Genomic DNA, 25,959 nt, shown 5'->3' with positions numbered 1-25,959 from the left:
CACCGCACGGGTAATCCCTGGTTTATAGTTGAAAAATCAAATATATACTTTCCGGAAATTTAGATGATTTTTCAAGTAAATTACCTGAGACCTGTACCATGAAAGACAAGATCGCGCTGGAAGAACACTTCGCCATCGACCAGACCATCGCCGACTCGCAGGTATATGCACGTCCGGAAGTGTGGACGACGCTGCGCGCCAATCTGCTCGACTTCGAGCAGCAGCGCCTCGAACAGATGGAAGAATGGGGCACCGCATATTCGATCCTGTCGCTGAACTCGCCGGCCGTACAGGCGATTCCGGACGCCGGCCAGGCCAACGACGTTGCGCGCCGCGCCAACGACGTGCTCGCCGAGCAGATCAACCGTCATCCGACGCGCTTCGGCGGTTTTGCCGCGTTGCCCATGCAGGACCCCGAACTCGCCGCGCGCGAACTCGAGCGCTGCGTGAACGAGCTGGGCTTTCACGGCTTTCTGGTAAACGGCTTCTCGCAGGTCGGCGACGCAGAGACGGTCGTCTACTACGACGATCCGCGCTATGAGGGCTTCTGGGCACGCGCCGCCGCGCTGAACAAGCCGTTCTACATGCATCCGCGCGACCCGCTGCTGTCGCACGCGAAGATATTCGACGGTGCGCACTGGCTGACGGGCCCGACATGGGCGTTTGCGGCCGAAACCAGCATGCACGCGCTGCGCCTGCTGTCGAGTGGGCTTTTCGACCGTCATCCCCGCTTGCAGATGATTCTCGGCCATTTCGGCGAGGGCATTCCGTTCAACGTCTGGCGTATCGATCACATCCTGCGCAAGGGCCGCCGCGGCATGCCATGCGAACGTGAGATCGGCGCATACCTGCGGGAGAACGTGTACATCACGACGAGCGGCAATTTCCGCACGCCGACCCTGCTTTCGACGATGCTCGAAGTCGGCAGCGACCGCATCATGTACTCGGTCGACTATCCGTTCGAAAAGCACGAGGACGCAGCGCGCTGGTTCGATCGCTGCGAGATCAGCGAGAACGACCGGCACAAGATTGGCCGGGACAACGCGCGCCGCCTGTTTGGTCTTGCATGAACACGCGCGCGCAACAGCCGGACGCAATCGACGTCGCCGCCACCATCGACGCGCAGCCGGTCGGCGCGTTCCAGAAGCGGCTGATGGTATTGATCGCGCTGTGCGTGGTGGTCGACGGATTCGACGTGCAGTCGATGGGTTTCGTTGCGCCGGCGCTGATCGCATCGTGGCAGGTGTCGCGCGCGGCGATGGGGCCGGTGTTCGGCGCGAGCCTCGTCGGCATGCTGATCGGTTCACTGGCGATGGGGCCGCTTGCCGACCGCGTAGGCCGTCGCCCGGTGCTGCTCGGCTGCACGGCGTTCGTCGGCGCGATGATGATCGCCACCGCCTTCGCGGGTTCGCTCACACATCTGCTCGCGCTGCGTTTCGTGACGGGCGTCGGCCTCGGCGGGATCATGGGTAACGCGGTGGCGCTCGTCAGCGAGTACAGCCCGGCCCGCAAGCGCGCGACGTTGACCATGTGGGTGTCGTGCGGCTTCACGCTTGGCGCGGCGTTCGGCGGCGTCGTGTCGGCGCTGCTGATTCCCGTCGCCGGCTGGCGCGCGGTGTTTGCGCTCGGCGGCGTCGTGCCGCTTCTGATCGCCGCCGTCATGGCGTTCACGCTGCCGGAATCGATGCAGTTCCTGATCGCGCGCGGTGCGCCTGCCGCCCGGGTTGGCGCGCTGTTGCAGCGCGTCGCGCCTTCCGTGCGCGTGGCGATGCACACGCGTTTTGCCGCGCCCGTGCGCGCGTGTACGGGAAGCTCTGTCGCCGCGCTCTTCGCGGACGGCCGCGCGCGCGTCACGCTGCTCGCGTGGGGCGTCAATTTCATGAACCTGGTGAACCTGTTCTTTCTTGCGAACTGGCTGCCGACCATCGCAACCGACTTCGGCTATGGCGTCGCCGACGCCGCCGTCATCGGCACGACGCTGCAGGTCGGCGGCGTGATCGGCACGGTCGCCATGGGACCGTTGATCGACCACTGGGGTTTCTTTCGCGTGCTCGTGCCGGCTTATCTCGTCGCGACCGTGACGATCCTCTCGGTCAGTCACGTCGCCGCTTCGCTGCCGATGCTGCTGGCCATCGTCGCGGCGAGCGGCTTTGCGATCGTCGGCGGACAGCCGGCGAACAATGCGCTGTCGGCCGCGCTTTATCCCGTGACGCTGCGCGCGACGGGCGTCGGCTGGTCTCTCGGCATTGGCCGTGCCGGGTCGATCGTCGGGCCGATCGTCGCGGGCTCGCTGATGCAACTGCACTGGAGCGCGCAGCAACTCTTCTACGCGGCAGCCATTCCCGCGCTGCTGTCGTCGCTGATGTTGTACGCCATGTCGCGCGACGGGCGCCTCATGCTGACGCCCAAGCCATCGACGGAAGCCGCCTGAGCCTGAATGCGCGGCTCGCGTCGCCGTCGTACTTCTTCCTTTCCCACTGAGGTATTCCGATGACGATTTCGCTGCTGGTGAACCGGCAACGGCACACTGTTCCCGCGGCGCCAGAGACGCCGCTGCTTTATGTGCTGCGCAACGATCTCGCGCTGAACGGCGCCAAGTTCGGCTGCGGACAGGCGCAATGCGGTGCATGTACGGTGATGCTCGGCAAGACACCCGTGCGCTCGTGCGTGTTCCCGGTCGGCGCCGTGCGCGGGGAGCCCGTGACGACGGTCGAGGGGCTCGGCACACCTGAGCATCCGCACCCGTTGCAGCAGGCCTTCATCGCCGAGCAGGCGGCGCAGTGCGGTTACTGTTCCAGCGGCATGCTGATGGCGGCCCGGGCATTGCTGGAGGCGAACCCGCACGCCGACGAGAGCGCGGTGCGCGCCGCGCTGGCCGGGCAGAAATGCCGTTGCGGCGCGCACAACCGGATCGTGCGCGCAGTGTTGCGGGCAGCGGAGGCGATGCGCGCATGAACGCCACTGACACATCATCCTCACGCTTTTCTCCATCGCGCCGCCGCTTTGGCAAACAGGCGGGCGCGTTGGTGGCGCTGTTCTCGCTCGCGCCGTTCGCTTCGAATGCGCAAACGTCCGCGCAAGGCGCGCAGAAGGCGCCGATGCCCGTCAGCTTCCGAGAAAACCCGCGACTGACCGGCTGGATTCGCATCGACGATCGGGGTCACGTGACAGTCTTCACGGGCAAGGCCGAACTCGGGCAGGGCATCCTGACTGCGCTCACGCAAATCGCCGCGGAGCAACTGGACGTCGACTTCGCGAGCGTATCGATTCTCTCCGCCGACACGTCCCGTGGCCCGAACGAGGGCTACACCTACGGCAGCCAGTCCGTCGAACAGAGCGGCGCGGCGTTGCAGGCCGCGAGCGCGCAGGCGCGCGCGGTGCTGGTCGGCGCGGCGGCGCGGCAACTCGGCGTCGCTGCCGACGCGCTGAGCGTACGCGCCGGCGTGATCCACGCGCCGGATGGCCGCACCGTGCGCTACGGCGACCTGGTGCGCGGCGAGCGGTCGCTGCTGGATCGCGCGGTGACGGGCGATGCGCCCGTCAAGCAGCCTGCCGACTATCGGTTGATTGGTCGTTCCATTCCACGCATCGATCTGCCGGCAAAGTTCACGGGCGGTGCCGCCTTTGTGCAGGACATGCGCTTGCCCAGCATGCTGTTCGGCCGCGTGGTGCGTCCGCCGCGCGCGGGCGCCGCGCTGATCGACGTCGATCTCGAGAAGGCGCGGGCGATGCCAGGCGTGGTCGCGGTGATCCGTGACGGCGGTTTTCTCGCGCTCGCCGCAGAACGTGAAGAACAGGCAATCGCCGCGCGCGCGGTGCTCGCGAACGCAGCCCGCTGGAGCGACGCGCACGCCGATCATCCCGATGTCGACGCATTGCCGGCCGCACTGCGCAGCTGGCGCAGCGAAGACACCGTCGCGGCGGCGACTGGCCAGGATGCGCCCGTGCCTTCGGATGTCCGCTGGATCGAAGCGGATTACTCGCGGCCGTATCTGTCGCAGGCTTCGATCGGGCCTTCATGTGCGCTCGCGTGGCTCAAAGGCGCGCGCATGACGGTGTGGTCGCACACGCAGGGCGCGTATCCGCTGCGCGGCGATCTTGCGACGGTGCTCGGCATGCCTGTCGATTCCGTCGATGTGGTGCATGTGCCGGGTTCGGGCTGCTATGGCCACAACGGCGCGGACGACGTGGCGCTCGATGCGGCGCTGCTCGCACGTGCCGTCGCGGGCCGTCCCGTGAAGCTGCAATGGATGCGCGACGACGAATTCGCGTGGGCGCCGATCAGTCCCGCGATGTCGATGCGCATCCGGGCCGCGCTGACGCCGCAAGGCCGCATCGCAGACTGGCAGTACGACGTGTGGAGCAACACGCACGCGGCGCGTCCCGGCCAGCCCGGCGGCATCAATCTGCTCGCTGCCTGGCATCTGCAGAAGCCGTTCACGCCGTCGCCGTTCCTGCGCATTCCCCAGCCATTCGGAAACGGCGATCGCAACGCGGTGTCGGTGTATGCGTTGCCGCGACAGCGCGTGGTCAATCATCTGCTGCTTGAATCGCCGATCCGCACCAGTTCGCTGCGCACGCTCGGCGCGTTCGGCAACGTCTTCGCGATCGAGTCGTTCATGGACGAACTGGCAATCGCCGCGAATGCCGACCCCGCCGCGTTCCGCCGCGCGCATCTCACTGATCCGCGCGCGTTGGCCGTGCTCGATGCGGCGCTCGCAAAGGCGAACTGGCGCGCGGACGAAAAACTGCCACCAGGACGAGGGCGCGGTCTCGCTTATTCGCGTTACAAGAGCATACAGGCGTATGCGGCGGTGATCGTGGATGTGGACGTGGAGCGCGAGAGCGGCGCGGTGAAGATCACGCGCGTCGCCATGGCCGCTGATCTCGGTCGCGTCATCAATCCTGACGGGGCGAAGAACCAGATCGAGGGCGGTGTGCTGCAGGCGCTCAGCTGGTCGCTGAAGGAGCGCGTGAGTTTCGACCGGCGCGAGATCACGACGCGCGGCTGGGCCGACTATCCAGTCTTCACCTTCGAAGATGTGCCGCCCGTCGATATCGTGCTGATCGACAGGCCGGACATGCCGTCGCTAGGTGCGGGCGAGTTCTCCGTGGGACCCGCCGCGGCGGCGCTGGCCAATGCGGTTGCGGCGGCGACCGGCGGCCGCGTGCGCGATTTGCCGATGACGCCGCAGCGGGTCAAGGCGGCTTTCGTTGCAGCTTGAATGGCGAAAGCGCGGCTTGTCGCCAGTTGCCGCGCTGCGTGTTCATCATCGTTCGCCGGGCTTAAAAGCGAAGAGCCCGCTGCCGGATAAACCGGCGGCGGGCTCGGCGATCAATCAGCTTTAGCCGACGCGAGGCGGCAAGCGCGTACTTTGTTCGATCACTCGCGCGCCGACGTGCCCGAACGCGGCTCGATCAGCAGCAAAAAGCCGCCGACCATCGCGATGTTCTTGAAGAAGTTGTTCAGTTGCGGATTGAATTGCGCCGGATCGGCGTCCCAGAAGCGATGCGCGACGAACGCGGTCATGAGCGTGTAGACAGCGAGAATCAGCGCGATTTCCCGCAGGCGCCAGCCGAAGATCAGGGCCAGCGAGCCGCCAATCTCGAGCAGTATCACGAGCGGCACGATCGCTTCCGCCATCGGCAGGCCGAGTTTCGCGAAATAGCCCGTCGTCGCCGACCACGTGAGCAGCTTGCGGATGCCGGATATCAGGAACAGTGCGGCCATCAGCGTGCAGGCAATGCGCAGTCTGGCGGGATGCGTAGCGAGTGTATTCATCGTCGAGGTGTCCTTGCTGGTGAAGATTGACATGTCAGGAAAGCGCGGGCGGCGCGCCGTCGAACGCTCGCTGCAGCAGCGCGCGGATGGGCGCCCGTTCGATCGGGCGCGGATTCCAGTAGGCGTTCTGGCAGGCGAGATCGGCGGCGCGGTCCAGATCTGCCTCGCGCATGCCAAGCGCGGCAAGCGAAACGGGCGCGCCGTGGTCGCGCGCGAGCGCATAAATGCCGGCGGGCGCGTCGTCGCAGCCGAGCGCGTCGGCAATGCGTGCCATCGCGTGCGGCGCGGCGCTCGCGTTGTACGCAAGCGCGTGCGCGAGTACGGCCGTGTGTGTCGGCGCATGCGGCAAATCGAAACTGCCGCCGAGCGTATGACAGAGCTTGTGATGCAGCGACATGCCAACCGAGCCGAGCACCGAGCCGCACAGCCACGCGCCGTACAACGCATCGGCACGCGCTTCACGGTCCGAGGGCGTGCGCGCGATTGTCGGCAGACTGCGCGCGAGGGCGGCGATACCCTCATGCGCGAACAGGCTCGTGACGGGATTCGCGTCGCGTGCGTACAGACCTTCGGCCGCATGTGCGATGGCATTGATGCCGCTCGTCAGCGACAGCGCGGCGGGCAGCGTCAAGGTGAGTTCGGGATCGTAGACGACGGTTCGGGGCAGCACGCTCATGTCGCTGCCCGTGCGCTTCAGGCCGTCTTCCGTGAGACCGTAGATGGGCGTCATCTCGCTGCCTGCGTAAGTGGTCGGTACGGCGATCACGGGCAGCCCGCTCGTCAGCGCAATGGCTTTCGCAAGGCCGATTGCGGAGCCGCCGCCCGCCGCGATCAGGCAATCCGCGCGCAGTTGTGCGGCGGCCTCGCGCGCCTCGCGGGCCAGCGCGGCCGGCACGTGCATCGCGGCGCGATCGAAGAGCCCTGCGCTCGCGCTTCCGAGCGCGTCCGAAAGCGCTTCGCCCAGCGCGCGCTGCTCCGCACCGCAGATCACGAGCGCGCGACGGGCGCCGAGCAGACGCACTTCATCGGCGAGGGTCGAACGCTTGCCGGCGCCGAACACCACACGCACGGCGCGGCCTGTATAGACGAACTCAGTGGTGTGCATGACGCGTGTCCTCGATTGCATAGTCGACCTGAAAGCGCGCGATACGAATATCGCCGAGCGCCGCTTTCATGCGCAGATGGGCGGGATGCGTCGCGTAGCCATCCAGCGCGCTCTGCGATTCGAAATCGGCGACGAGCACGGCATCGCACGCGTAGTCGACGCCGCTCATATCGAGACCGAGTTCGATCGACAGCATGCCGGGAATCTCGCCGCGCATCGCTTCCACCGATGTCTTCACGAGCCTGCGCGCGGCGTCGCGCTCGACGGGCGAGTCGCCGCGCAGCTTCCACATCACGACATGGCGGATCACGTGTTGTCTCCTTGCGGGTTGGCCGGCTTGCGTGGGTTCAACACGAAGCGGTAATCGAGCGTGTAGAAGGGCACGTCCATCCGCGTGGAGTCGGGCGCGATGCCCGCTTCGTGCCGGTTCCAGTCGACCACCAGCGACGAGCGCACGCCGAACACCGCGTCGCTGTCGAGGTAGCGATCGCCGTTGCGGAACACATGGGTGATCAGTGGTTCGTAGCCGTCGGCCTGAATCCAGAAGTGCAGATGCGCGGGCCGCCACGGATGCCGGCCGAGCGCGTCGAGCATCCTGCCGACCGGGCCGTCATGTGGGATTGGATAGGCTTGCGCGAGGATCGAGCGGAAATGGAACGTGCCGTCGGCAGCGGTGCGCAGACGGCCGCGCGCTTGTGGCTCGATGCGGCCTGTCGGGTCCGCGTCGTGTTGCACGTCGTAGAAGCCGTGTTCGTCGGATTGCCATACGTCGAGTTGCGCGCCGCCGACCGGCTCGCCGTCGAACCCGACCACGCTGCCGCTGACGAAGCATGGTGCGCCGACTGCGCCGTTCGCAATGTCGTCGCCGGGCGCGTATTCCGGCGCACCCGCCACGAAGAACGGGCCGAGCACGGTGGCTTCCGTGCACGCAGCCGGCTTGCGGTGATTCTGCGTCGTCACGAGCATGGACAGGCCCAGCGTGTCGGACAGCAGCACGAATTCCTGGCGGCGATCGTCGGTGATATGACCGGCCTCGGTGAGAAAGCGGATCGCATGGAACCACTCGTCCTCGGTGAGCTTCACGTCGCGCGCAAAGGCATGCAGATGCTGCACGAGGCTCGTCATGACAGTGCGCAGGCGCTCGTCGTCGCAGTGCGACATGGACGCGATCACGGCCTGGGTGATGGTGTCTTCGTTGATGTTGCGCATAGGTCTCCTCCACAAGTGTCCCGGTACTGTAATCGTGCCGCGTGTTGAGAAATATGATCGTCGCGGAAAACATTCTTCCGCTCAGCGGATAAAAGCGGCGATCACAAGAGAGATCACAAGAGAGATCACAAGAGAGATCACAAGAGAGATCACAAGAGAGAGTCGTCATGGATCGCTTCGCACAGATGGAATTTTTCGTATTGACCGCCGATCTCGGCAGCCTGACGCGCGCGGCAGAGCGGCTCTGCCTGTCGAACGCGGCGGCGAGCCGGATGCTGAGCGCGCTCGAGAACCGGCTCGGCGTGCGGCTTCTCGAACGCACGACGCGGCGCCTGTGGCTCACCGATGCCGGTCGCGAGTATCATCGGCGATGCAGCGCGCTGCTCGCCGAAGCGGCCGCCGCCGATGCCGCAGCGGGGGAACTGAGCGCGCGCCCTCGCGGCGTATTGCGCGTCACGTGCTCGGTGTCGTTTGCGTTGTTGCACATCGCGCCGTGGCTGCCGGGCTTTCACGAATGCAACCCCGAGTTGCGCGTGCAGATCGAAGCGGCCAACCGCTATCCGAACTTCATCGAGGCAGGCATCGACGTCGCGGTGCGCACGCGTGAACACGAAGGCGATTCGGGCATGATGGTGCAGAAACTGGCGCAGACACGCCGCGTGTTCGCGGCATCGCCGGCGTACCTGGCTCGACGCGGCTGGCCCGAGACACCGGAAGCACTGGCCTCGCATGATCTGCTGGTCTACACGCACGCAGCCGATCCGTATGTCTTGCATCTGCACAAAGGCGACCAGTTGCGGGAAGTGCGCATCACGCCCGTGTTCGAATCGAACGAAGGCCAGGTGATCTGCGCGGCGGCCCGCGCAGGCATGGGCATTCTGGTCCAGCCGCTCTACATCGTGCGCGACGACATCGTCGCAGGGCGGCTCGTGCCGGTGCTCGAAGACTGGCAGTTGCCGCCGCTCACCGTCAATCTCGCGTATCAGAGCCGGCGCCATCAGCCGGCGAAGATTCGCGTGTTTGCCGAGGCGCTGCGAGAACATATGAAGTCGTCCGATCTGCAGGCTTCGTGGCATGTACGCGGTGCGTGACGGCGGAGCGCGTTTGCGCGAGTGAGCAAGGTCTTGCAAATCCGTCTCGGCGCAGTTCCTGTCGCCGCGGAGCACGGAACAATGCCTGCAGAATAGCGTCGACGTTCATGTCGGGATGGTCGGCACGGAATTTCGCCAGTCGCGGCACCAGCCAGCGCAGTGTGAATGTCGCCGGCACCTTCACGGACAGGGATCGGGAAACGGCTCGGGTGCCGTGCATCGCGTGCAGCCCAGCGGCGGCTTACCTAAGATTGCCGGGTCGCCCGCAGCCTCGAACGCCCGTAGTGAATTGAGCGGCGGCAATGCGCGCTTCATTCGAATGAGTTTATCTAACGCGAACAGGCAAATTATCTGGTTTGTTAGCGGGCTACGAGATCGATATCCTTCTCGTTGAAATAAATGAAGCCATCTTGTTCCTCTCCAATCCGACATCCGCATGCTCAGTTACACCAGCGGCATCGTGCTTTTCGCCGCGATGCTTCACGCAAGCTGGAACGCAATGCTGCACGGCAACCGCGACCGCTTTTTTTCGATGACGTGGATGAGCATCGCCATCGCGGCCGTTTCCACGCTGATCGCGCTGTCCACGCCGTGGCCGACCCGCGCCGCGTGGCCGTACATCGGCGCATCGGGGCTCGTGCACGTGTTGTACAACGTGAGTCTCGTGCGCTCGTATCGCCACAACGACCTGGCGCTCGCGTATCCGATCGCGCGCGGCTCGTCGCCGCTGCTCGTCACGCTCGGCGCGGCGCTCTTCGCGCACGAGGCGATCGGCCCGCTGCACGCGCTCGGCGTCGTGATGATCTCAGGCGGGATCATCGCGATTGCGCTGCAGGGGCGTCAGGTGTCGCGCGCGGGGACGCTGGCCGCGCTGACGACGGGCGCGACGATCGCGCTCTATACCGTGATCGACGGCATCGGCGTGAGGTTGTCCGACGGCCGGTCACTCACCTACACCGCGTGGATGTTCCTCTTCTATTGGCTGATGCCGCTGCTGTTCGTCGCAACGCGCGGGTTTGCGCCGCTATGGACGCCAGTGCGCGCCGAGCCGTTGTCGATCGGTTCGTCGCTGGTCGGCGGGCTGGTGTCGATCGCCGCGTACGGCATCGTGATCTGGGCGATGCAGTCGGGCGCGATGGGCGCAGTATCGGCGTTGCGCGAGACCAGCGTGGTGTTCGCGGTGCTGATCGGGCGAGTGTTTCTGCGCGAAACGGTAAGCGCAAAGCGATGGCTCGCGTGCGTCGTCGTAGCCGCCGGCGCGGTTTGTCTGGGACTTTGACATGAAGGCAAATGCATCGCGGGTTTTTTGTGCGGGCCGCACGATTCGATGCCTATGCGAAGGAGAGCGTCATGCTTGAACGTAGTCGGTGCCCGGCGGATACGTCGCGCGGCATGACCGTCGGACCATTCATCACCATCAGGACATATTTATGACGAAGCCTGAACATCCAACCGTCGCGCTCGTGGGTCCGGGCGCAATCGGCACGACCATAGCGGCAGCGCTTCATGAGGCAGGACGCACGCCTGCACTGTTCGGCCGCACCGCGCACGAGCGCCTGGAGCTTCGCTTCGATGGCGGCCGTATTGTCGTGCCGGGTCCTGTGCAGAACGATCCGGCGAAGATCGAAACCAGATTCGACCTTGTTTTCGTCGCGGTCAAGTCGACGCAGATCGCGGCCACCGCACCGTGGCTTTCTGCCTTGTGCAATGAGAAGACCGTCGTTTGCGTACTGCAAAACGGCGTCGAGCAGAAATCGCTCATCGCGCCGTACTTGCCGGGCAGCCCGGTACTGCCCTCTGTCGTGTGGTTTCCCGCTCAACGTGAAGCGGACGCGTCGGTGTGGCTGCGCGCCAGGGCGCGCCTCACCTTGCCAGACGTACCCGAAAACAGCGCCGTGCTCGCAGCGCTGTACGGCACGCGATGCGCGGTCGACGTAGCTGCCGACTTCGTATCCGTCGCGTGGAGAAAGCTTTTGCAGAATGCGGTCGCAGGTTTGATGGTTCTGACAGGACGCCGATCCGGCATGTTCTCCCGAGCCGACATCGCCACATTGTCTTTGGCCTATCTGCGGGAATGTCTGGACGTCGCCCGTGCGGAAGGCGCCACGCTGGGCGACGAGGTGCCGCAAGAGATCGTCGATGCGTTTCAACGCTACCCGGCCGACATGGGTACATCCATCCTTGCGGACCGGCAGACAGGCCGTCCGCTCGAATGGGACTGCCGCAACGGAGTCGTGCAGCGATGCGGTCGCGCTCGCGGCGTCCCGACGCCGATCAGCGATCTGGTAGTACCGCTTCTTGCAGCGGCTAGTGACGGTCCTGGCTGATGCCGACGGGCAAAGTTCGATCCCTGGTATCACTCATCAATGGCAGGTGGCATGGGAAACGGTAACGGAGTCGTAGTCGTAGCCTGACGCGAGCGGCAGCGCAACGATGGCGAGACCACGTCGGCTTGCTAATGTGGCTCTGTGGAGTCGCGAGGCGTGGTCACGATTGCGACAGACGACGGGATTGTAAGGGTTCATGCGCAGAGGCATCGCGCCGAGGCGTTGCAGGTCGATCGTCCTGTCGACGAGACGGGCGGTCGAAGCTGTGCTGCCCATGATGATCGCCGAAGACTTCGGCGCGTTTTTGCAGGCCATGCCCGGTTCGCGGGCTTGCGCGTCTCGAACTGCCTGGTCACCACGCATAGCAGCCGCTCGTAAGGCACAGTAAGGACGCCGTTTGAATCGTTGCGCCGGAAAACACTCTCACCGTGTTTGGGGAGTGTTTGATGAAAAAAACCGTATCGGTCTTGTTGCTTGCTGCTTCATCTGTCGTTGCTCAAACTCAGGCGTTCGCGCAATACGCGCCCGGCGATGACGGCGGTCCGGGCCGTCATCCCGCTGCCGAAGAACGCGGCGGTCCCGATGGCGGTCCCGGCGGCCCTGGTGGTCCGGGCGGTCCGCAGTATGCTGGCGGGCCCGTTCGCGCGGAAGCATCGCGTGGTCCCGTACCGCACCGTGACTGGCATCGCGGCGACCGCTTGCCGCCCGACTATCGCCGTTCGCAATATGTCGTCGACGACTGGCGCGGCTATGATCTCCAGCCGCCGCCGTCGGGTTATCACTGGGTGCAGGTCAATGGCGACTTCGTGCTTGTCGCGATCGCGACGGGTGTGATTTCGAGCATCCTGCTCGCGCCGCATCGCTGATCCATGAAAAATGCCGCCCGCTGCGGGCGGCATTTCATCCAGACACTGCGTGAAAGAAGAAGCGCCGCCGGCTAGGCTTCGCGCCCGAACGTCAGCGTCACGCGAAACCCGCCATCGGGCGCGTTATCGCATTCGAAGTGTCCGCCGTTGTAGCGTGTGAGCCGCCGCACGATTGCGAGGCCGAGGCCGCAATGCGCGTCGCCGCCGCGCGCCGGATCGAGGCGCGTGAACGGCTGCAATGCGCGTTCGAGCTGCTCGCCCGGAATGCCCACGCCATGATCGCGCACCGAGAGCGTGTAGATGCCGTTATGCGCGGAGGTCGAAATCTCGACGGGCGGCTCGCCGTAGTTCATCGCGTTTTCGATCAGATTCGACAGTATCCGGTCGAGGTCCACGAGCGGCAGATTGAAACCCTCACCCGCGTTCAGATGCAGGCGCACGAGTGCTTCATCGTCCAGCCCGTCACCATAGTGACGGCGGCAATGCGCATCGACATTCGCGGGCGGCGAAGGATCGGCCGTATCGCGCGCATAGTCGAGAAACTGCGTGACGATGCGCGACAGCGACTCGGCATCGCGCAGGAAGCCGCTGCGGTTCGCCGCGTCGGGCAACAGGTCCGCGCGCACCTGCATGCGCGTGATCGGCGCGCGCAGATCGTGCGCGACGCCCGCCAGCATCACGGCACGCTCCTGCTCGGACTGCGCGAGCTCGCGCATCATCTGGTTGAAGTCGCCGATCAGCGCGCGCATTTCGGCGGGACCGCTCTGCGTCACGGGCGGCACCCGCCGGCCCACTCTGAATTCGCGCGCCGCATCCGCCAGCCTGTGCAACGGACGCTGAAACTGCCACGCAGCCAGCAGCGCCGCGCAAACGGCCAGCACCAGCATCACCAGCGACGACCCGACAAAGCGCATGCCCGGCAGATTCGCGTTGCGCATGAAGAGCCAGTACGGCTCGTGGCCATACCGTATCCACAGCGAGCCCGTGTGCGGATCGAACACCACGCGGCTGCCTTCGGGCATGCGCGGCAGGAGATCGCGCTCGAACGGCGCATGGGAGCCCGTGCAGCCGTTCGGACAGCCCGAGCGAACCAGGTCTGCCTCAGGGATGTATTCGATGCCGAGTGTCTGCGCGACGTGCTGCGCGGCGGCCTCGCCATCGTGCCTGGCCTGCACGGCCAGCATCACGTCGCGGCGAGCATGCTCGGCGTCGATATGGCCGCGTTCGCGGTCGACGACGAACAGCGAGGTCACGTGCACGGCCACGATCAGGCCGACCGTCAACGTCGCGAGACGGCCGAACAGCGTGTTGAACGGGTTTTTCATTGCGATGCGCTGTCGCCGCCTTCGCCGGCATCGTCGCCGTCGCCGCCTTCGCCCGGCACGAACATATAGCCGATGCCGCGCATCGTCTGGATGCGGCGCGGCGCGGCCGGGTCGTCTTCGAGCAGACGCCGCAGACGCCACACGGGCACGTCGATGCCGCGTTCCGTCACTTCCGAATCCGGGCCGTGCAGCAGATCGACGATACGCGTGCGCGACAGTGTTTCCATCGGATGCTGCGCGAACACTTCGAGCAGCGCGTACTCGCTGCCCGTCAGCTTGACGGGTTCGTTGTCGCAAAACAGCGTACGCGAGGCGAAGTCGAGCCGGAAGCGTCCGAACACGAGCGCCTCGCGATGCTCCACGGGCGGCGCATCGGGATGCAGCTTGTGACGGCGCAGCACGGCGTGAATGCGCGCGAGCAATTCCTGCGGCATGAACGGCTTGCCGAGATAATCGTCCGCGCCGAGTTCGAGGCCGATCACGCGGTCCACGCCGTCGGCGCGCGCCGTCAGCATGACGACGGGAATCGTGTCGCCGCTCGCGCGCAACTGCTTGAGCGCCGTGAGCCCGTCGACGCCGGGCATCATCAGGTCGAGCACGATGATTGACGGACGCTCGCGTTCGAGCCTGCGCGCGAGATGCGTGGCGTCGTGCAGCACCGAGAATTCGATGCCGCGTTGCTGGAAGAAGTTGCGAAGCAGGTCGCGCAGGTCGGCGTCGTCGTCGACGAGCAATACCTGGATGGGCGTGTCGGGCATGATGTGAGCAGGCTGCGCCGGCGCTTCGCCGCCTTGGGCGGGGCAGCGTCGTTTCCGCCGGGGTGTCGGATGTTGCGTATGACTATAGCGCAACGCGGTGCGAACCCGGTTCTGGGGACTTAGCAAGTCTTACCAAGTCTTAACTGAATTCCGGCCGTCGTCCCCGACGCCGTGCGGTCAGACGCGGGCGGGTTCGAACGGTTTAAACGTCGTGTTCGCGCCCACGCATCTTAGCGCCGAAGCAAGCGTCTGCTCGGCTTCAAGATCGACGCGCGGTTCAGCCGACATCAACAGCCGCTTGTGCAAAAACCCGGTCAATGCCGCGTGGATGAAACCGGCCGCCGCGCGCGTGTCGAGATCGGGCGGCAACTGTCCGCGCAGCGACGCGGCCCGTAGCGCCGCATCGATCTGCGCTTCGGCGCGCAAGGCCGCCATTGCGACGCGCTCGTAGAAGGCTGCCGTTTCCGCCGTCACTTCGCACTTGGTCAGCGCGATGCTGTACAGACGCCGCGCGCGCCGCAGATGCAACGCGTCGCGCAAGCGCTGCAGCAGTTGCGCATGCAGATGCTGCAGCGGATCGGCGTCCTGCTCGCACGACTGTACGACGAATGGATCGAGCGGCATGTCGGCGCACTCGTAGATCGCCTGAAACACGGCCTCCTTGTTCCTGAAGTGACCGTAGACGGCGCCGCGCGTCACGCCCGCTTCCGACGCAATGTCTTCCAGCGCAGCGCGCGCAAAACCGCGCACGAAGAACACACGCTCGGCGGCGTCGATGATCCTCGCCCGCGTGTCGAGCGCCTGTTGCTTCGTTCGTCCCATGACGGGTGCCTTTCTCCTGCCGTTCGGCGCCGCGCACGCGAAGCCACGCAGCGACTGTGTGAGTCACGCGGCCATCGTAGTCGGCGCGACACCACGTTGGATTAACAAGTCTTACGGCAGCCTGGTGGCTGTAACCCGAGAAAGGCGAACAACCCCTATCGTCACGACCTTATCGTGTCGGTGCGTGTTGGATCAACACTCGTTGCGCGCCGGCCCCGTTCAATTCAAACAAGTTTGTACGATGCCAGCGCTATTAAAGAACCGTAACTTTCGTATGCTCGCGGCCACGGCTGCGATCTCCGCTGTGATCCCGTTTCTCGCCGCATGCAGCGACAAGCCCGCAGCGCCGCCTCAACAGACGCCCGAAGTCGGCGTCGTCAGCGTCAAGCCGACGGGCGTGCCCGTCACCGTCGAATTGCCCGGCCGCGTGAGCGCGCATCTCGTGGCTGAAGTGCGGGCGCGTGTCGACGGCATCGTGCTGAAGCGCACGTTCACGGAAGGCAGCGAGGTCAAGGCGGGGCAGACGCTCTACAAGATCGATCCCGCGCCGTATATCGCCTCGCTCAACAGCGCGAAGGCGACGCTCGCGAAGGCACAGGCGTCGCTCGTATCGACGCATGCGGAAGCCGAGCGCTACAAGGTGCTGGTCGCGGCGAACGCCATCAGCAAGCAGGACTACGACAACGCCGTCGCCTCCGAGGGCCAGGCCGCCGCCGATGTCGCATCGGGCAAGGCCGCTGTCGAAACGGCGCAGATCAATCTCGGCTATACCGACGTGACCTCGCCCATTTCGGGGCGCATCGGCAAGTCGTCGGTGACGGAAGGCGCGTATGTGCAGTCGAGCGCGGCCACGCTGCTCGCCACGGTGCAGCAGCTCGATCCCGTCTATGTGGACCTCACGCAATCGAGCCTCGTCGGCCTCAAGCTGCGCCGCGACGCGCAGGAAGGGCGGCTCAAGACGAGCGGCCCGAATGCGGCCAAGGTCACGCTGATCCTCGAAGACGGCCGTCCATACGGCGGCACGGGCAAGCTCGAATTCTCCGACGTCACCGTCGATCAGACCACGGGCTCCGTCACCGTGCGCGCCCTGTTCGACAACGCACAGCGTGTGTTGCTGCCGGGCATGTACGTGCGCGCGAAGATCGAGGAAGGCATCAACGAACAGGCGTACGTCGTGCCGCAACAGGGCGTCACGCACGACCAGAAGGGTGACCCGACGGCGCTCGTGGTGGGCGCCGACGGCAAGGTCGCGACGCGGCAACTGGTGACGTCGGGCACGTATGGCGCGAACTGGGTGGTCGAGAGCGGCCTGCAAACAGGCGACCGCGTGATCGTGCAGGGCGTCGACAAGGTGCACCCCGGCATGACCGTGAAGACGGTCGACGCGCAACTGCCGAACGCCGATGCAGCCGCCGCCGCGCAAACGGCAGCCGCCGCGCCTGCCTCCGGCGCGCACAGCGCGCAGTAACGAGGACGCATTCGATGGCAAAGTTCTTTATCGACCGCCCCATTTTTGCCTGGGTCATCGCGATCATCCTGATGCTCGCGGGCATCGCTTCGATCTTCAATCTACCCGTCGCGCAGTATCCGACCATCGCACCGCCCGCTGTGCAGATCAGCGCGACGTATCCGGGCGCATCGGCGAAAACGGTCGAAAACACCGTCACGCAGGTGATCGAGCAGCAGATGAGCGGCCTCGACCATCTGCTCTACATGTCGTCGTCGAGCGACGACTCCGGCAACGCGACGATCACGCTGACCTTCGCGGCGGGCACCAATCCCGACATCGCGCAGGTGCAGGTGCAGAACAAGCTGCAGCTCGCGACGCCGCTGTTGCCCGAAAGCGTGCAGCAGCAGGGCACGAAGGTGACGAAGTCGAGCAGCAGCTTCCTGCTGGTGATGGCGTTCGTCTCGACGGACGGCAGCATGGACCGCTACGACCTCGCGAACTATGTGGCTTCGCATGTCGAAGACCCCGTCAGCCGCGTCGACGGCGTCGGCACCGTGCAGCTGTTCGGCTCGCAGTTCGCGATGCGTATCTGGCTCGACGCGAACAAGCTGAACCAGTACAGCCTCACGCCCGTCGACGTGGAAACCGCGCTGACGAATCAGAACGTGCAGGTCGCGGCGGGCTCGCTCGGCGGCACGCCTTCCGTGCCCGGCCAGGTCTTGCAGGCGACCATCACGCAGGCGACCTTGCTGCAAACCCAGGAGCAGTTCGGCAACGTGCTGCTGAAGGTCAATCAGGACGGTTCGCAGGTGCGCATCAAGGACGTCGCGCGCATCGAGCTGGGCGGCGAGAACTACAACTTCGACACGAAGTACAACGGCCAGCCGACGGCGGGCTTCGGCATTCAGCTCGCAACGGGCGCGAACGCGCTGCAAACGGCAAAGCTGGTGCGCGCGAAGATCGACGCCTTGTCGAAGAACTTCCCGCACGGTCTCGCCGTGCAGTATCCGTACGACACGACGCCGTTCGTGACGATGTCGATCGAAGAAGTGGTGAAGACGCTGCTCGAAGGCATCGTGCTGGTGTTCCTCGTGATGTATCTGTTCCTGCAGAACCTGCGCGCCACGCTGATTCCGACCATCGCGGTGCCCGTAGTGCTGCTCGGCACCTTCGCGATCATGAGCGCGGCGGGTTTCTCGATCAATACGCTGTCGATGTTCGGTCTCGTGCTCGCCATCGGCCTGCTGGTGGACGATGCGATCGTGGTGGTCGAAAACGTCGAGCGGGTGATGTCGGAGGAGGGGCTGTCGCCGAGAGAAGCCACCCGCAAGGCGATGGGCCAGATCACGGGCGCGCTGGTCGGCGTGGCGCTGGTGCTGTCGGCCGTGTTCGTCCCCGTGGCGTTCTCGGGCGGATCGGTCGGCGCGATCTACCGGCAGTTCTCGCTGACCATCGTGGCGGCGATGGTGTTGTCCGTGCTGGTTGCGCTGGTTCTCACGCCCGCGCTGTGCGCGACGATCCTCAAGCCGATCCCGAAAGGCCATCACGGGACGACCAGGGGCTTCTTCGGCTGGTTCAACCGCACCTTCGACAACGGCCGCGACAAGTATCACTCGGGCGTGCAGCATGTGATTCGCCGCTCGGGCCGCTGGCTGGTGCTGTATCTCGCGGTGATCGTCGCCGTCGGCTTCCTGTTCATGCGTTTGCCGAAGTCGTTCCTGCCCGATGAGGATCAGGGCACGATGTTCGTGCTCGTGCAGACGCCGCCCGGCTCGACGCAGGAGACCACGGCACGCGCGCTGAAGAACGTCACCGACTATCTGCTCAACGACGAAAAGGACATCGTCGAATCGGTCTTTACCGTGAACGGCTTCAGCTTTGCGGGCCGCGGCCAGAACGCGGGCATCGCGTTCGTGCGGATGAAGGGCTACTCGCAACGCCAGCATGCGAACCAGAAAGTGCAGGCGCTGGTGGGCCGCGTATTCGGGCACTACGCGTCGTACAAGGAAGCGACGGTGCTCGCAGTGAACCCGCCGTCGATCCCCGAACTCGGCACGGCATCCGGCTTCGACTTCGAACTGACCGACAACGCCGGCCTCGGCCACGACGCGTTGATGGCCGCGCGCAACCAGTTGCTCGGGATGGCCGCGAAAGATCCGTCGCTGGCGCTGGTGCGTCCGAACGGTCTGTCCGACACGCCGCAGTTCAAGGTCGATATCGACCGCGAGAAGGCGCAAGCGCTCGGCGTGACCGTGTCGGACATCGACCAGACGTTCTCGATTGCGTGGGCGTCGGCGTACGTGAACAACTTCCTCGATACCGATGGCCGGATCAAGAAGGTCTATCTGCAAGGCGACGCGCCGTTCCGCATGACGCCCGAAGACATGAGCAAGTGGTACGTGCGCGGCAGTTCGGGTTCGATGATGCCGCTGACGTCGGTGGCGTCGGGACACTGGACCTACGGCTCGCCGAAGCTCGAACGCTACAACGGCATTTCGTCCGTCGAGATCCAGGGTGCGGCGTCCGCAGGCAAGAGCACGGGCCAGGCGATGTCCGCGATGGAAGCGCTCGCCGCAAAGCTGCCGCAGGGCATCGGCTACGAATGGACAGGCCTGTCGTTCCAGGAACGGCAGTCGGGCTCGCAGGCGCCGATCCTCTACGGCATCTCGATCCTCGTCGTGTTCCTGTGTCTCGCCGCGCTGTACGAAAGCTGGTCGATTCCGTTCGCGGTGATTCTCGTCGTGCCGCTCGGCGTCATCGGCGCCTTGCTCGCCGTCACGATGCGCGGGCTGGAAAACGACGTGTTCTTCCAGGTCGGCTTGCTCACCACGGTGGGTTTGTCGGCGAAGAACGCGATTCTGATCGTCGAGTTTGCGCGCGAATTGCAGATCAACGAAGGCATGACGGCCGTGCAGGCCGCGCTCGAAGCGGCGCGCCTGCGGCTGCGGCCCATCCTGATGACGTCGCTGGCGTTCGTGCTCGGCGTGCTGCCGCTCGCCGTCAGCAACGGCGCGGGTTCGTCGAGCCAGCACGCAATCGGCACGGGTGTGATCGGCGGGATGCTGACGGCCACGTTCCTCGCCGTTTTCATGATCCCGATGTTCTACGTCGTGATCCGCGAGAAGTTCTCGCGCGACGGCTCGCCGCCGCATGGCAGCGAGCACGACGTCGAAGAAGAAACGGCCCAGTAAGGACAAGCATATGAACAGAACACTACTGACGACGCTCGCCGCCGCGCTCTTCGCGACGGGCTGCACGCTCGCGCCGACCTATGAGCGTCCGGCCGCGCCCGTCGCGGCGACCTTTCCGCAAGGCGGCGTCTACGACAACCAGCCCGGTAAAGGTACGGCGACCCGCACGGCGACCCGCACGGCAAACGATCACGCCGCAACCGACATCGGCTGGCGCGAGTTCTTCGTCGATCCGCGCCTGCAACGGCTGATCGAACTCGCGCTGCAGAACAACCGCGACTTGCGCGTGTCGGCGCTGAAGGTCGAGGAAGCACGCGCGCAATACCGCATTCAACGCGCCGATCTGATGCCGTCGCTTTCGGTCGACGGCACGGGCACGCGCAGCCGCACGCCGAAGGACCTGTCGTACGTCGGCAAGGCGACGGTGAGCGCCGACTATCAGGTGGCGGCGAGCGCTTCGTGGGAACTCGACTTCTTCGGCAAGGTGCGCAGCCTCACCGAGCAGTCCTTGCAGACGTACTTCTCGACAGCGCAGGCGCGCAAGGCGGAAGAAATCCTGCTGGTGTCGCAGGTCGCCGATCAATATCTGACGCTCGTCGCCTACGACGAAATGCTGGCAAGCACGAAGAACACCTACGACACGGCGCGCCGTTCGTACGAACTGACGAAGCTCCAGTACGACACGGGCACGGGCTCCGAACTCGATCTGCGCGAAGCGGCGGGCACGATGCAGCAGGCGCAGGCGAACTACGAAAGCCAGCAGCGCTCGCGCGCGCAGGCCGAGAACGCGCTCGTGCTGCTGGTCGGCGCGCCGCTGCCTGCCGACCTGCCGCAAGGCTTGCCGCTCGCGAGCCAGCAACTGCTCGCGGATATACCGGCGGGCCTGCCGTCCGATCTGCTGACGCGCCGTCCCGACATCATGGAAGCCGAGGCAACGCTGATCGGCTCGAATGCGAATATCGGCGCGGCGCGCGCGGCGTTCTTCCCGAGCATCTCGCTGACGGGCGACTTCGGCACGGCGAGCGCGAGCCTCGGCTCGTTGTTCAAGCCCGGGCAGCTGGCGTGGAGCTTCGGGCCGACGATTTCGGTGCCGATCTTCAAGGGCGGCGAGAACCGCGCGAACCTCGATCTTGCGAAGCTCGAAAAGAACGTCGCCGTCGCGCAGTACGAAAAGGCGATCCAGACGGCATTCCGCGAAGTGTCCGACGGGCTGGCGGCGCGCGGCACCTACGACGGGCAGATCAAGGCGTTGCAGGAGAACGTCGAGTCGCAGCAGCGCCGCTATGACCTGTCGGATCTGCGGTATCGCAATGGCGTGGATAGTTATCTGAACGTGCTGACGGCACAGAGCGACCTGTATTCGGCGCAGCAGTCGCTGATTACGGCGTCGCTGAACCGGCTCACGAATCTCGTCGATCTGTATCAGTATCTTGGCGGCGGCTGGATCGAACGCACGGGCGACACACCGCGCTCCGCCGATGCGCCCTACGCGCAGCAAGCCTCACAGACCCCGCCGCCCACGCGCGTCGCCGCGCAGCCGTAACGCGCTGAAACATCTGCTAAGCGCGCTAAACCTGGGCGCGCTTTCCCGTTGCTACATTCCCCGTCATCTCCTGAGCAGCCGCCCGTCCTCGCGTGAGGCGGGCGAACTGCTTTCCGGCGACGCCCGTGTGGCGTCGTTCTTTGTGTGGCAAACCGTCGAGCGGCCCGAGTGCCGACCCATCTTCGCGTGAAATTCAATCGTCCAATCCGTCGTGTGTTGATCGCCGCAGGCGTTGTCGCTGTGGGCGTTGTCGTCTGGCAGGCGTTCGCTGCGTTCCACAAGCCGCCGCATCCCGTTGCGCAGGCCACGCCTGTCACCATCGGCACGGTGACGCGTGCCGACGTGCCGCTGCAATTCGACGCGCTCGGCACCGTCACGCCGCGCGCGACCGTCACCGTGAAAACGCAGGTCAACGGCACGCTCGAAGCGATACTCGTGAAAGAAGGCCAGCGTGTGAAAGCGGGCCAGCCGATCGCGCGGATCGATTCGCGCGCGCTGCGCGCGCAGTTGCTCGAAGCGCAAGGCACGCTCGAACACGATGAAGCGCTGCTCGCGAATGCGCGCGCCGATTTGACGCGTTACGAAAGCCTGATCGACGGCGGCTCGATTTCGCATCAGACGCTCGACACGCAGCGCGCGACGCTGCGCCAGTACCAGGGCACCGTCAAGGCGGATCAGGGCAGCGTGGCGAATCTGCGCGTGCAGGTCGGCTACTGCGAGATCGTTGCGCCGATGGACGGCACGATCGGCCTGCTTTCCACCGACGCCGGCAACTACGTGACGACCAGCGACACGACAGGCATCGCCACGATCACCAGCGACTCGCCGACCACCGTTGTCTATGCGCTGCCCGAAGACAAGATGGGCGACGTGGTCGACGCATTCCACGACAAGGGCGCATTGCCTGTCGAGATATTCGCGCGCGACAAGCGCACCGTGCTCGATCACGCGACGCTCGCCGCCATCGACAACCAGGCCGACACGACGACGGGCACGGTCAAGCTGAAAGCCAGCGCGCCCAACCGCGACGGCCGGCTGTTCCCGAACCGCTTCGTCAACGTGCGGATGACGGTCGGCACCTTGCGCGACGCGTTGACCGTGCCGACGGTCGCGATCCAGCACGGCGCATCGGGCGATTTCGTGCTGACGCTCGCCGCCGCCGATGCGAAGCGGGGCGAAGGCAAGGTCGCGCTGCGCCGCGTGACGGCGGGCGTCGCCTACAACGACACGACCGTGATCGAGCAAGGCGGCCTGAAAGCGGGCGACACGATCGTGCTGGACGGTGCGGACAAGCTCGACGACGGCAGCGCCGTGAAGATCGTTCGCCCCTGACGCGCGCTTGCGAACCGAAAGATACCGATGGATATTTCCCGCCCGTTCATCCGCCGTCCTGTCGCGACGGGCCTGATGACGCTTGCCCTGCTGCTGATCGGCCTGATCGCCTACCGGCTGATGCCGGTTTCGGCGTTGCCCGAAATCGACTATCCGACCATTCAGGTCTACACCCAGTATCCCGGTGCATCGCCCGATGTGATCAGCACGTCCGTCACCGCGCCGCTCGAAAAGCAGTTCGGGCAGATGGCGGGGCTCAAGCGCATGAACTCGACGAGTTCGCTCGGCGTGTCGCTCGTCACGTTGCAGTTTCAGACCTCGACGAATCTCGACGAAGCCGAGCAGGAAGTGCAGGCCGCGATCAACAGTGCGAACAGCACGCTGCCGACCAACCTGCCGTATCCGCCCGTCTACAGCAAGGTCAATCCCGCCGATACAGCCGTGCTGACGCTCGCCGTCACGTCCGATGCGTTGCCGCTCACGCGTGTCGAAGACCTGACGGATACGCGCATTGCGCAAAAGCTCTCGCAGGTGTCGGGCGTCGGGCTCGTCACGCTGTCGGGCGGCGCGCGGCCTGCCGTGCGCGTGCAGACGGATACGCGGGCTTTGAACGCGATGGGTTTGTCGCTCGAAGACGTGCGCACGGCAGTCGGCGACGCCAACGTGAACAGCGCGAAAGGGACGATCGACGGTCCGCTGCAGGCCTTCACGATCGACGCGAACGACCAGCTCACGTCCGCTGCCGATTACCAGGACCTCGTGCTCTCGTATCGCAACGGCGCGCCCGTGCGTCTCGCGGATGTCGCGAAGATTTCGGAGACGGCCGAAAATCCGCGCCAGGCTGCATGGAGCGGCGCGACGCCCGCAATCATCATCAACGTGCAGCGGCAGCCGGGCGCGAACGTCATCGAAGTCGTGGACGCGATTGAAGCGCTGTTGCCGCAACTGCGCGCGTCGCTGCCCGCGACCGTGAAGATCAGCGTGCTCAGCGACCGCACGCAGACCATCCGCGCTTCCGTGCATGACGTGAAGATGGAACTGGCTGCGGCGATCGCGCTCGTCGTGATGGTCGTGTTCGTGTTCCTGCGGCGGCTCGAATTCACGCTGATTCCCGCCGTGACCGTGCCGTTCGCGCTGGTCGGCACGGTGGCGGGCATTTACGCGCTCGGCTTCTCCGTCAACAACCTCACGCTGATGGCGCTGACCGTGGCGACGGGCTTCGTGGTCGACGACGCAATCGTGATGCTCGAAAACGTGATGCGCCACATCGAGAACGGCGAGACGCCTTTGGACGCTGCGCTGAAAGGCGCACGGCAGATCGGCTTCACGATTCTGTCGATCTCGGTGGCGCTCGTCGCCGTGCTGATTCCGTTGTTCTTCATGCCCGATGTGATTGGCCGGTTGTTCCGCGAGTTTGCGCTGACCTTGGCGATTGCGATCGTGATCTCCGCCTGGGTCTCGCTGACGCTCACACCGATGATGGCCGCCCGCATGTTGCGCGCCGATCAAGCGGCGAGCGACAGCGACGCGGCCGCAAAGGACTGGCTCGCGCGTTTGAATCGCGGCTATCTGCGCGCGCTCGACTGGGCGTTCGTGCATCGCCTGACGGTGCTTGTGATGGTTGCCGTCAGCACGCTGCTGACCGTCGTGTTGTTCGTGGTGCTGCCGAAGGGCTTGTTCCCGATGCAGGACACGGGCTTGATCGAAGGGATTTCGCTGGGTTCGCCGCGCGCGTCGTTCGAGCGGATGGCGGCATCGACGCGCACGCTGGCCGGCCGCGTCGCAAGCGATAGCGCGGTGGCCAATGTGTCGTCCTTCGTCGGCATCGACCAGAACAACCCGACCATCAACCAGGGCCGCATGCTCATCAGCCTGAAGGACGGCGATTCGAGCCGCGCCGTGATTCAACGGCTCACGCAGGACGCGGCGCAGCGCGCGGACCTCAAGCTCTATCTGCATCCCGTGCAGGACCTGACGCTCGACGATCAGATCAACGCGAACAGCTATCGCGTCGGCGTGCAGGCGACCGACCGCGCCGAACTCGACGATTGGACGCAACGTTTGCTCGCCGCCTTGCGCGCCGATCCGATGTTCACCGACGTGCAAAGCCAGGCGCAACAGCAGGGCAACGTGCTGAAGTTCGACTTCGACCGCGCGACAGCGTCGCGGCTCGGCCTCACCGCACAGGACATCGACAACGCGCTGTACGACGCATTCGGCGACAGGCAGATTTCGACTATCTATACGCACGTGAACCAGTATCACGTGACGCTGGGCGCGGACGTGCGGCTGGTCGGCGAGTCGCCGCTGGCGTTGCTCGACGGTTTGTATGTGGGCACGACTAGCGCTTCATCGACTGCTTCTTCCACCTCGTCCTCGACCAGCACATCGTCATCGCTCTCGCCGCTGTCGAGCATCGCAACGGCTGCCGTCGGCGCTGCGCCTCTGACGATTCAACGGCAAGCACAGTTCCCGTACGCGGACGTCTCGTTCAATCTCGCGGATGGCGTGACGCTCGGCACGGCCATCGACCGTATCGAAGCGATCGAGGCGAAGCTGAAACCGCCCGCCAGCGTGCAGATGAACTTCGAAGGCGCGGCGCAGCTTTACAGCACGTCGCTCGGCAATGAAGCCTTGTTGCTGGTGGGCGCGCTGATCGCCGTGTATATCCTGCTCGGCATTCTGTACGAAAGCCTGATCCATCCGCTGACGATACTCTCGACGCTGCCTTCCGCCGCGTGCGGCGCGCTCGCGGCGCTGTTGTTCTGCGGCGGCGAGCTGGACATCATCGGTTTGATCGGCATCGTGCTGCTGGTCGGCATCGTGATGAAGAACGCGATCATGATGGTCGACTTCGCGCTCGAACAGGAACGCACGCTCGGCCTCACCGCGCATGATGCGATGCGCCGCGCGTGCGAACTGCGCTTCCGGCCGATCCTGATGACGACCTGCGCGTCGCTGTTCGGCGCGCTGCCGCTCGCGCTCGGCACGGGCATGGGCCACGAATTGCGGCAGCCGCTCGGCATCGCGATCATCGGCGGGCTGGCGGTGAGCCAGTTGCTTACGCTGTTCTCGACGCCCGTGATCTTCCTCGCGCTGCATCGTCTCGCGACGCGCGCCGCGATCACGCCGTCCAGCGATGCGAACGCGAGCTGAAG

General features: G+C 65.3%; 21 protein-coding genes and 1 pseudogene. 13 read left to right on the top strand and 9 right to left on the bottom strand.

The window, feature by feature from the left end:
• Positions 1-98 precede the first annotated feature (98 nt).
• From C2L66_RS38355 to C2L66_RS38340, 4 genes are read left to right on the top strand one after another with little or no spacing between them, the layout of a single operon-like run.
• Positions 99-1,070, top strand: a complete 972-nt coding sequence (locus C2L66_RS38355; protein ID WP_060609463.1) for an amidohydrolase family protein — start codon at positions 99-101, stop codon at positions 1,068-1,070.
• A complete protein-coding gene (locus C2L66_RS38350; protein ID WP_060609460.1) occupies positions 1,067-2,431 on the top strand; it encodes an MFS transporter in 1,365 nt (454 codons plus the stop codon). The genes C2L66_RS38355 and C2L66_RS38350 overlap by 4 nt, the downstream gene beginning before the upstream one ends.
• A 59-nt stretch (positions 2,432-2,490) precedes the next feature.
• A complete protein-coding gene (locus C2L66_RS38345) occupies positions 2,491-2,955 on the top strand; it encodes a (2Fe-2S)-binding protein (RefSeq protein WP_082670522.1) in 465 nt (154 codons plus the stop codon).
• Positions 2,952-5,225, top strand: a complete 2,274-nt coding sequence (locus C2L66_RS38340; RefSeq protein WP_060609455.1) for a xanthine dehydrogenase family protein molybdopterin-binding subunit — start codon at positions 2,952-2,954, stop codon at positions 5,223-5,225. Before C2L66_RS38345 ends, C2L66_RS38340 begins: the two co-directional genes overlap by 4 nt.
• 158 nt (positions 5,226-5,383) lie before the next feature.
• On the opposite strand, the gene C2L66_RS38335 is transcribed toward C2L66_RS38340, so the two are convergent.
• The 4 genes from C2L66_RS38335 to C2L66_RS38320 are packed head-to-tail and all read right to left on the bottom strand — an operon-like array spanning position 5,384 to position 8,096.
• A complete protein-coding gene (locus tag C2L66_RS38335; RefSeq protein WP_054931376.1) occupies positions 5,384-5,782 on the bottom strand; it encodes a DoxX family protein in 399 nt (132 codons plus the stop codon).
• Positions 5,783-5,816: 34 nt separating this feature from the next.
• Positions 5,817-6,887 carry a maleylacetate reductase gene (locus tag C2L66_RS38330; RefSeq protein ID WP_060609452.1) on the bottom strand — a complete coding sequence of 357 codons (1,071 nt, stop codon included), beginning with the start codon at positions 6,885-6,887 and terminating at the stop codon, positions 5,817-5,819.
• Positions 6,874-7,197, bottom strand: a complete 324-nt coding sequence (locus C2L66_RS38325) for a Dabb family protein (RefSeq protein ID WP_098021701.1) — start codon at positions 7,195-7,197, stop codon at positions 6,874-6,876. The genes C2L66_RS38330 and C2L66_RS38325 overlap by 14 nt, the downstream gene beginning before the upstream one ends.
• Complete coding sequence (locus C2L66_RS38320) at positions 7,194-8,096, bottom strand: intradiol ring-cleavage dioxygenase (RefSeq protein ID WP_060609441.1); 903 nt, start codon at positions 8,094-8,096, stop codon at positions 7,194-7,196. Before C2L66_RS38320 ends, C2L66_RS38325 begins: the two co-directional genes overlap by 4 nt.
• A 167-nt stretch (positions 8,097-8,263) precedes the next feature.
• On the opposite strand from C2L66_RS38320, the gene C2L66_RS38315 reads away from it, so the two are divergent.
• The gene (locus tag C2L66_RS38315) at positions 8,264-9,187 is read left to right on the top strand and encodes a LysR family transcriptional regulator (RefSeq protein ID WP_054931310.1); all 924 of its coding nucleotides are present in this window, start codon (positions 8,264-8,266) and stop codon (positions 9,185-9,187) included.
• 100 nt (positions 9,188-9,287) lie between these two features.
• Here the strand turns inward: C2L66_RS38315 and C2L66_RS42035 are convergent.
• Positions 9,288-9,502 (bottom strand): annotated as a pseudogene (locus tag C2L66_RS42035) (hypothetical protein); the annotation flags it as partial.
• A 121-nt stretch (positions 9,503-9,623) separates the two neighbouring features.
• Between C2L66_RS42035 and C2L66_RS38305 the strand changes: the two are divergent.
• Positions 9,624-10,466 (top strand): DMT family transporter, encoded by an 843-nt coding sequence (locus tag C2L66_RS38305; protein WP_060609438.1) that lies wholly within the window; start codon positions 9,624-9,626, stop codon positions 10,464-10,466.
• Between the two features lie 151 nt (positions 10,467-10,617).
• Positions 10,618-11,514 (top strand): oxidoreductase, encoded by an 897-nt coding sequence (locus C2L66_RS38300; RefSeq protein WP_060609435.1) that lies wholly within the window; start codon positions 10,618-10,620, stop codon positions 11,512-11,514.
• A gap of 36 nt (positions 11,515-11,550) precedes the next feature.
• Here the strand turns inward: C2L66_RS38300 and C2L66_RS41055 are convergent, their stop codons facing one another.
• On the bottom strand, positions 11,551-11,877 hold the full coding sequence (locus C2L66_RS41055; protein ID WP_060609432.1) for a hypothetical protein: 327 nt from the start codon (positions 11,875-11,877) through the stop codon (positions 11,551-11,553).
• Between the two features lie 83 nt (positions 11,878-11,960).
• Between C2L66_RS41055 and C2L66_RS38295 the strand changes: the two genes are divergently transcribed.
• Positions 11,961-12,380: an RcnB family protein gene (locus tag C2L66_RS38295; protein WP_060609429.1), complete on the top strand. Its 420-nt coding sequence runs from the start codon at positions 11,961-11,963 to the stop codon at positions 12,378-12,380.
• Positions 12,381-12,451: 71 nt separating this feature from the next.
• On the opposite strand, the gene C2L66_RS38290 is transcribed toward C2L66_RS38295, so the two are convergent.
• From C2L66_RS38290 to C2L66_RS38280, 3 genes are all read right to left on the bottom strand, one after another.
• Entirely contained in the window at positions 12,452-13,705 is a 1,254-nt protein-coding gene (locus C2L66_RS38290; protein WP_060609426.1) for an ATP-binding protein, read from the bottom strand.
• On the bottom strand, positions 13,702-14,463 hold the full coding sequence (locus tag C2L66_RS38285) for a response regulator (RefSeq protein WP_060609423.1): 762 nt from the start codon (positions 14,461-14,463) through the stop codon (positions 13,702-13,704). Before C2L66_RS38285 ends, C2L66_RS38290 begins: the two co-directional genes overlap by 4 nt.
• Positions 14,464-14,640: 177 nt before the next feature.
• Positions 14,641-15,285 (bottom strand): TetR family transcriptional regulator, encoded by a 645-nt coding sequence (locus C2L66_RS38280; RefSeq protein ID WP_060609420.1) that lies wholly within the window; start codon positions 15,283-15,285, stop codon positions 14,641-14,643.
• A gap of 274 nt (positions 15,286-15,559) precedes the next feature.
• Here C2L66_RS38280 and C2L66_RS38275 point away from each other — a divergent pair, with 274 nt between their 5' ends.
• From C2L66_RS38275 to C2L66_RS38255, 5 genes are all read left to right on the top strand, one after another.
• Complete coding sequence (locus C2L66_RS38275) at positions 15,560-16,753, top strand: efflux RND transporter periplasmic adaptor subunit (RefSeq protein WP_060609417.1); 1,194 nt, start codon at positions 15,560-15,562, stop codon at positions 16,751-16,753.
• Between the two features lie 14 nt (positions 16,754-16,767).
• Positions 16,768-19,926 (top strand): efflux RND transporter permease subunit, encoded by a 3,159-nt coding sequence (locus C2L66_RS38270; protein ID WP_060609414.1) that lies wholly within the window; start codon positions 16,768-16,770, stop codon positions 19,924-19,926.
• A 10-nt stretch (positions 19,927-19,936) separates the two neighbouring features.
• A complete protein-coding gene (locus C2L66_RS38265; RefSeq protein WP_060610621.1) occupies positions 19,937-21,469 on the top strand; it encodes an efflux transporter outer membrane subunit in 1,533 nt (510 codons plus the stop codon).
• A gap of 168 nt (positions 21,470-21,637) precedes the next feature.
• Positions 21,638-22,801, top strand: a complete 1,164-nt coding sequence (locus tag C2L66_RS38260) for an efflux RND transporter periplasmic adaptor subunit (RefSeq protein ID WP_233445072.1) — start codon at positions 21,638-21,640, stop codon at positions 22,799-22,801.
• Between the two features lie 27 nt (positions 22,802-22,828).
• A complete protein-coding gene (locus C2L66_RS38255) occupies positions 22,829-25,957 on the top strand; it encodes an efflux RND transporter permease subunit (protein ID WP_060609408.1) in 3,129 nt (1,042 codons plus the stop codon).
• Positions 25,958-25,959: the final 2 nt, after the last annotated feature.

It is taken from the genome of Paraburkholderia caribensis (assembly GCF_002902945.1).
Classification (GTDB): Bacteria; Pseudomonadota; Gammaproteobacteria; order Burkholderiales; family Burkholderiaceae; genus Paraburkholderia; species Paraburkholderia caribensis.
This window is presented reverse-complemented; position numbering and strand designations above follow the sequence as displayed.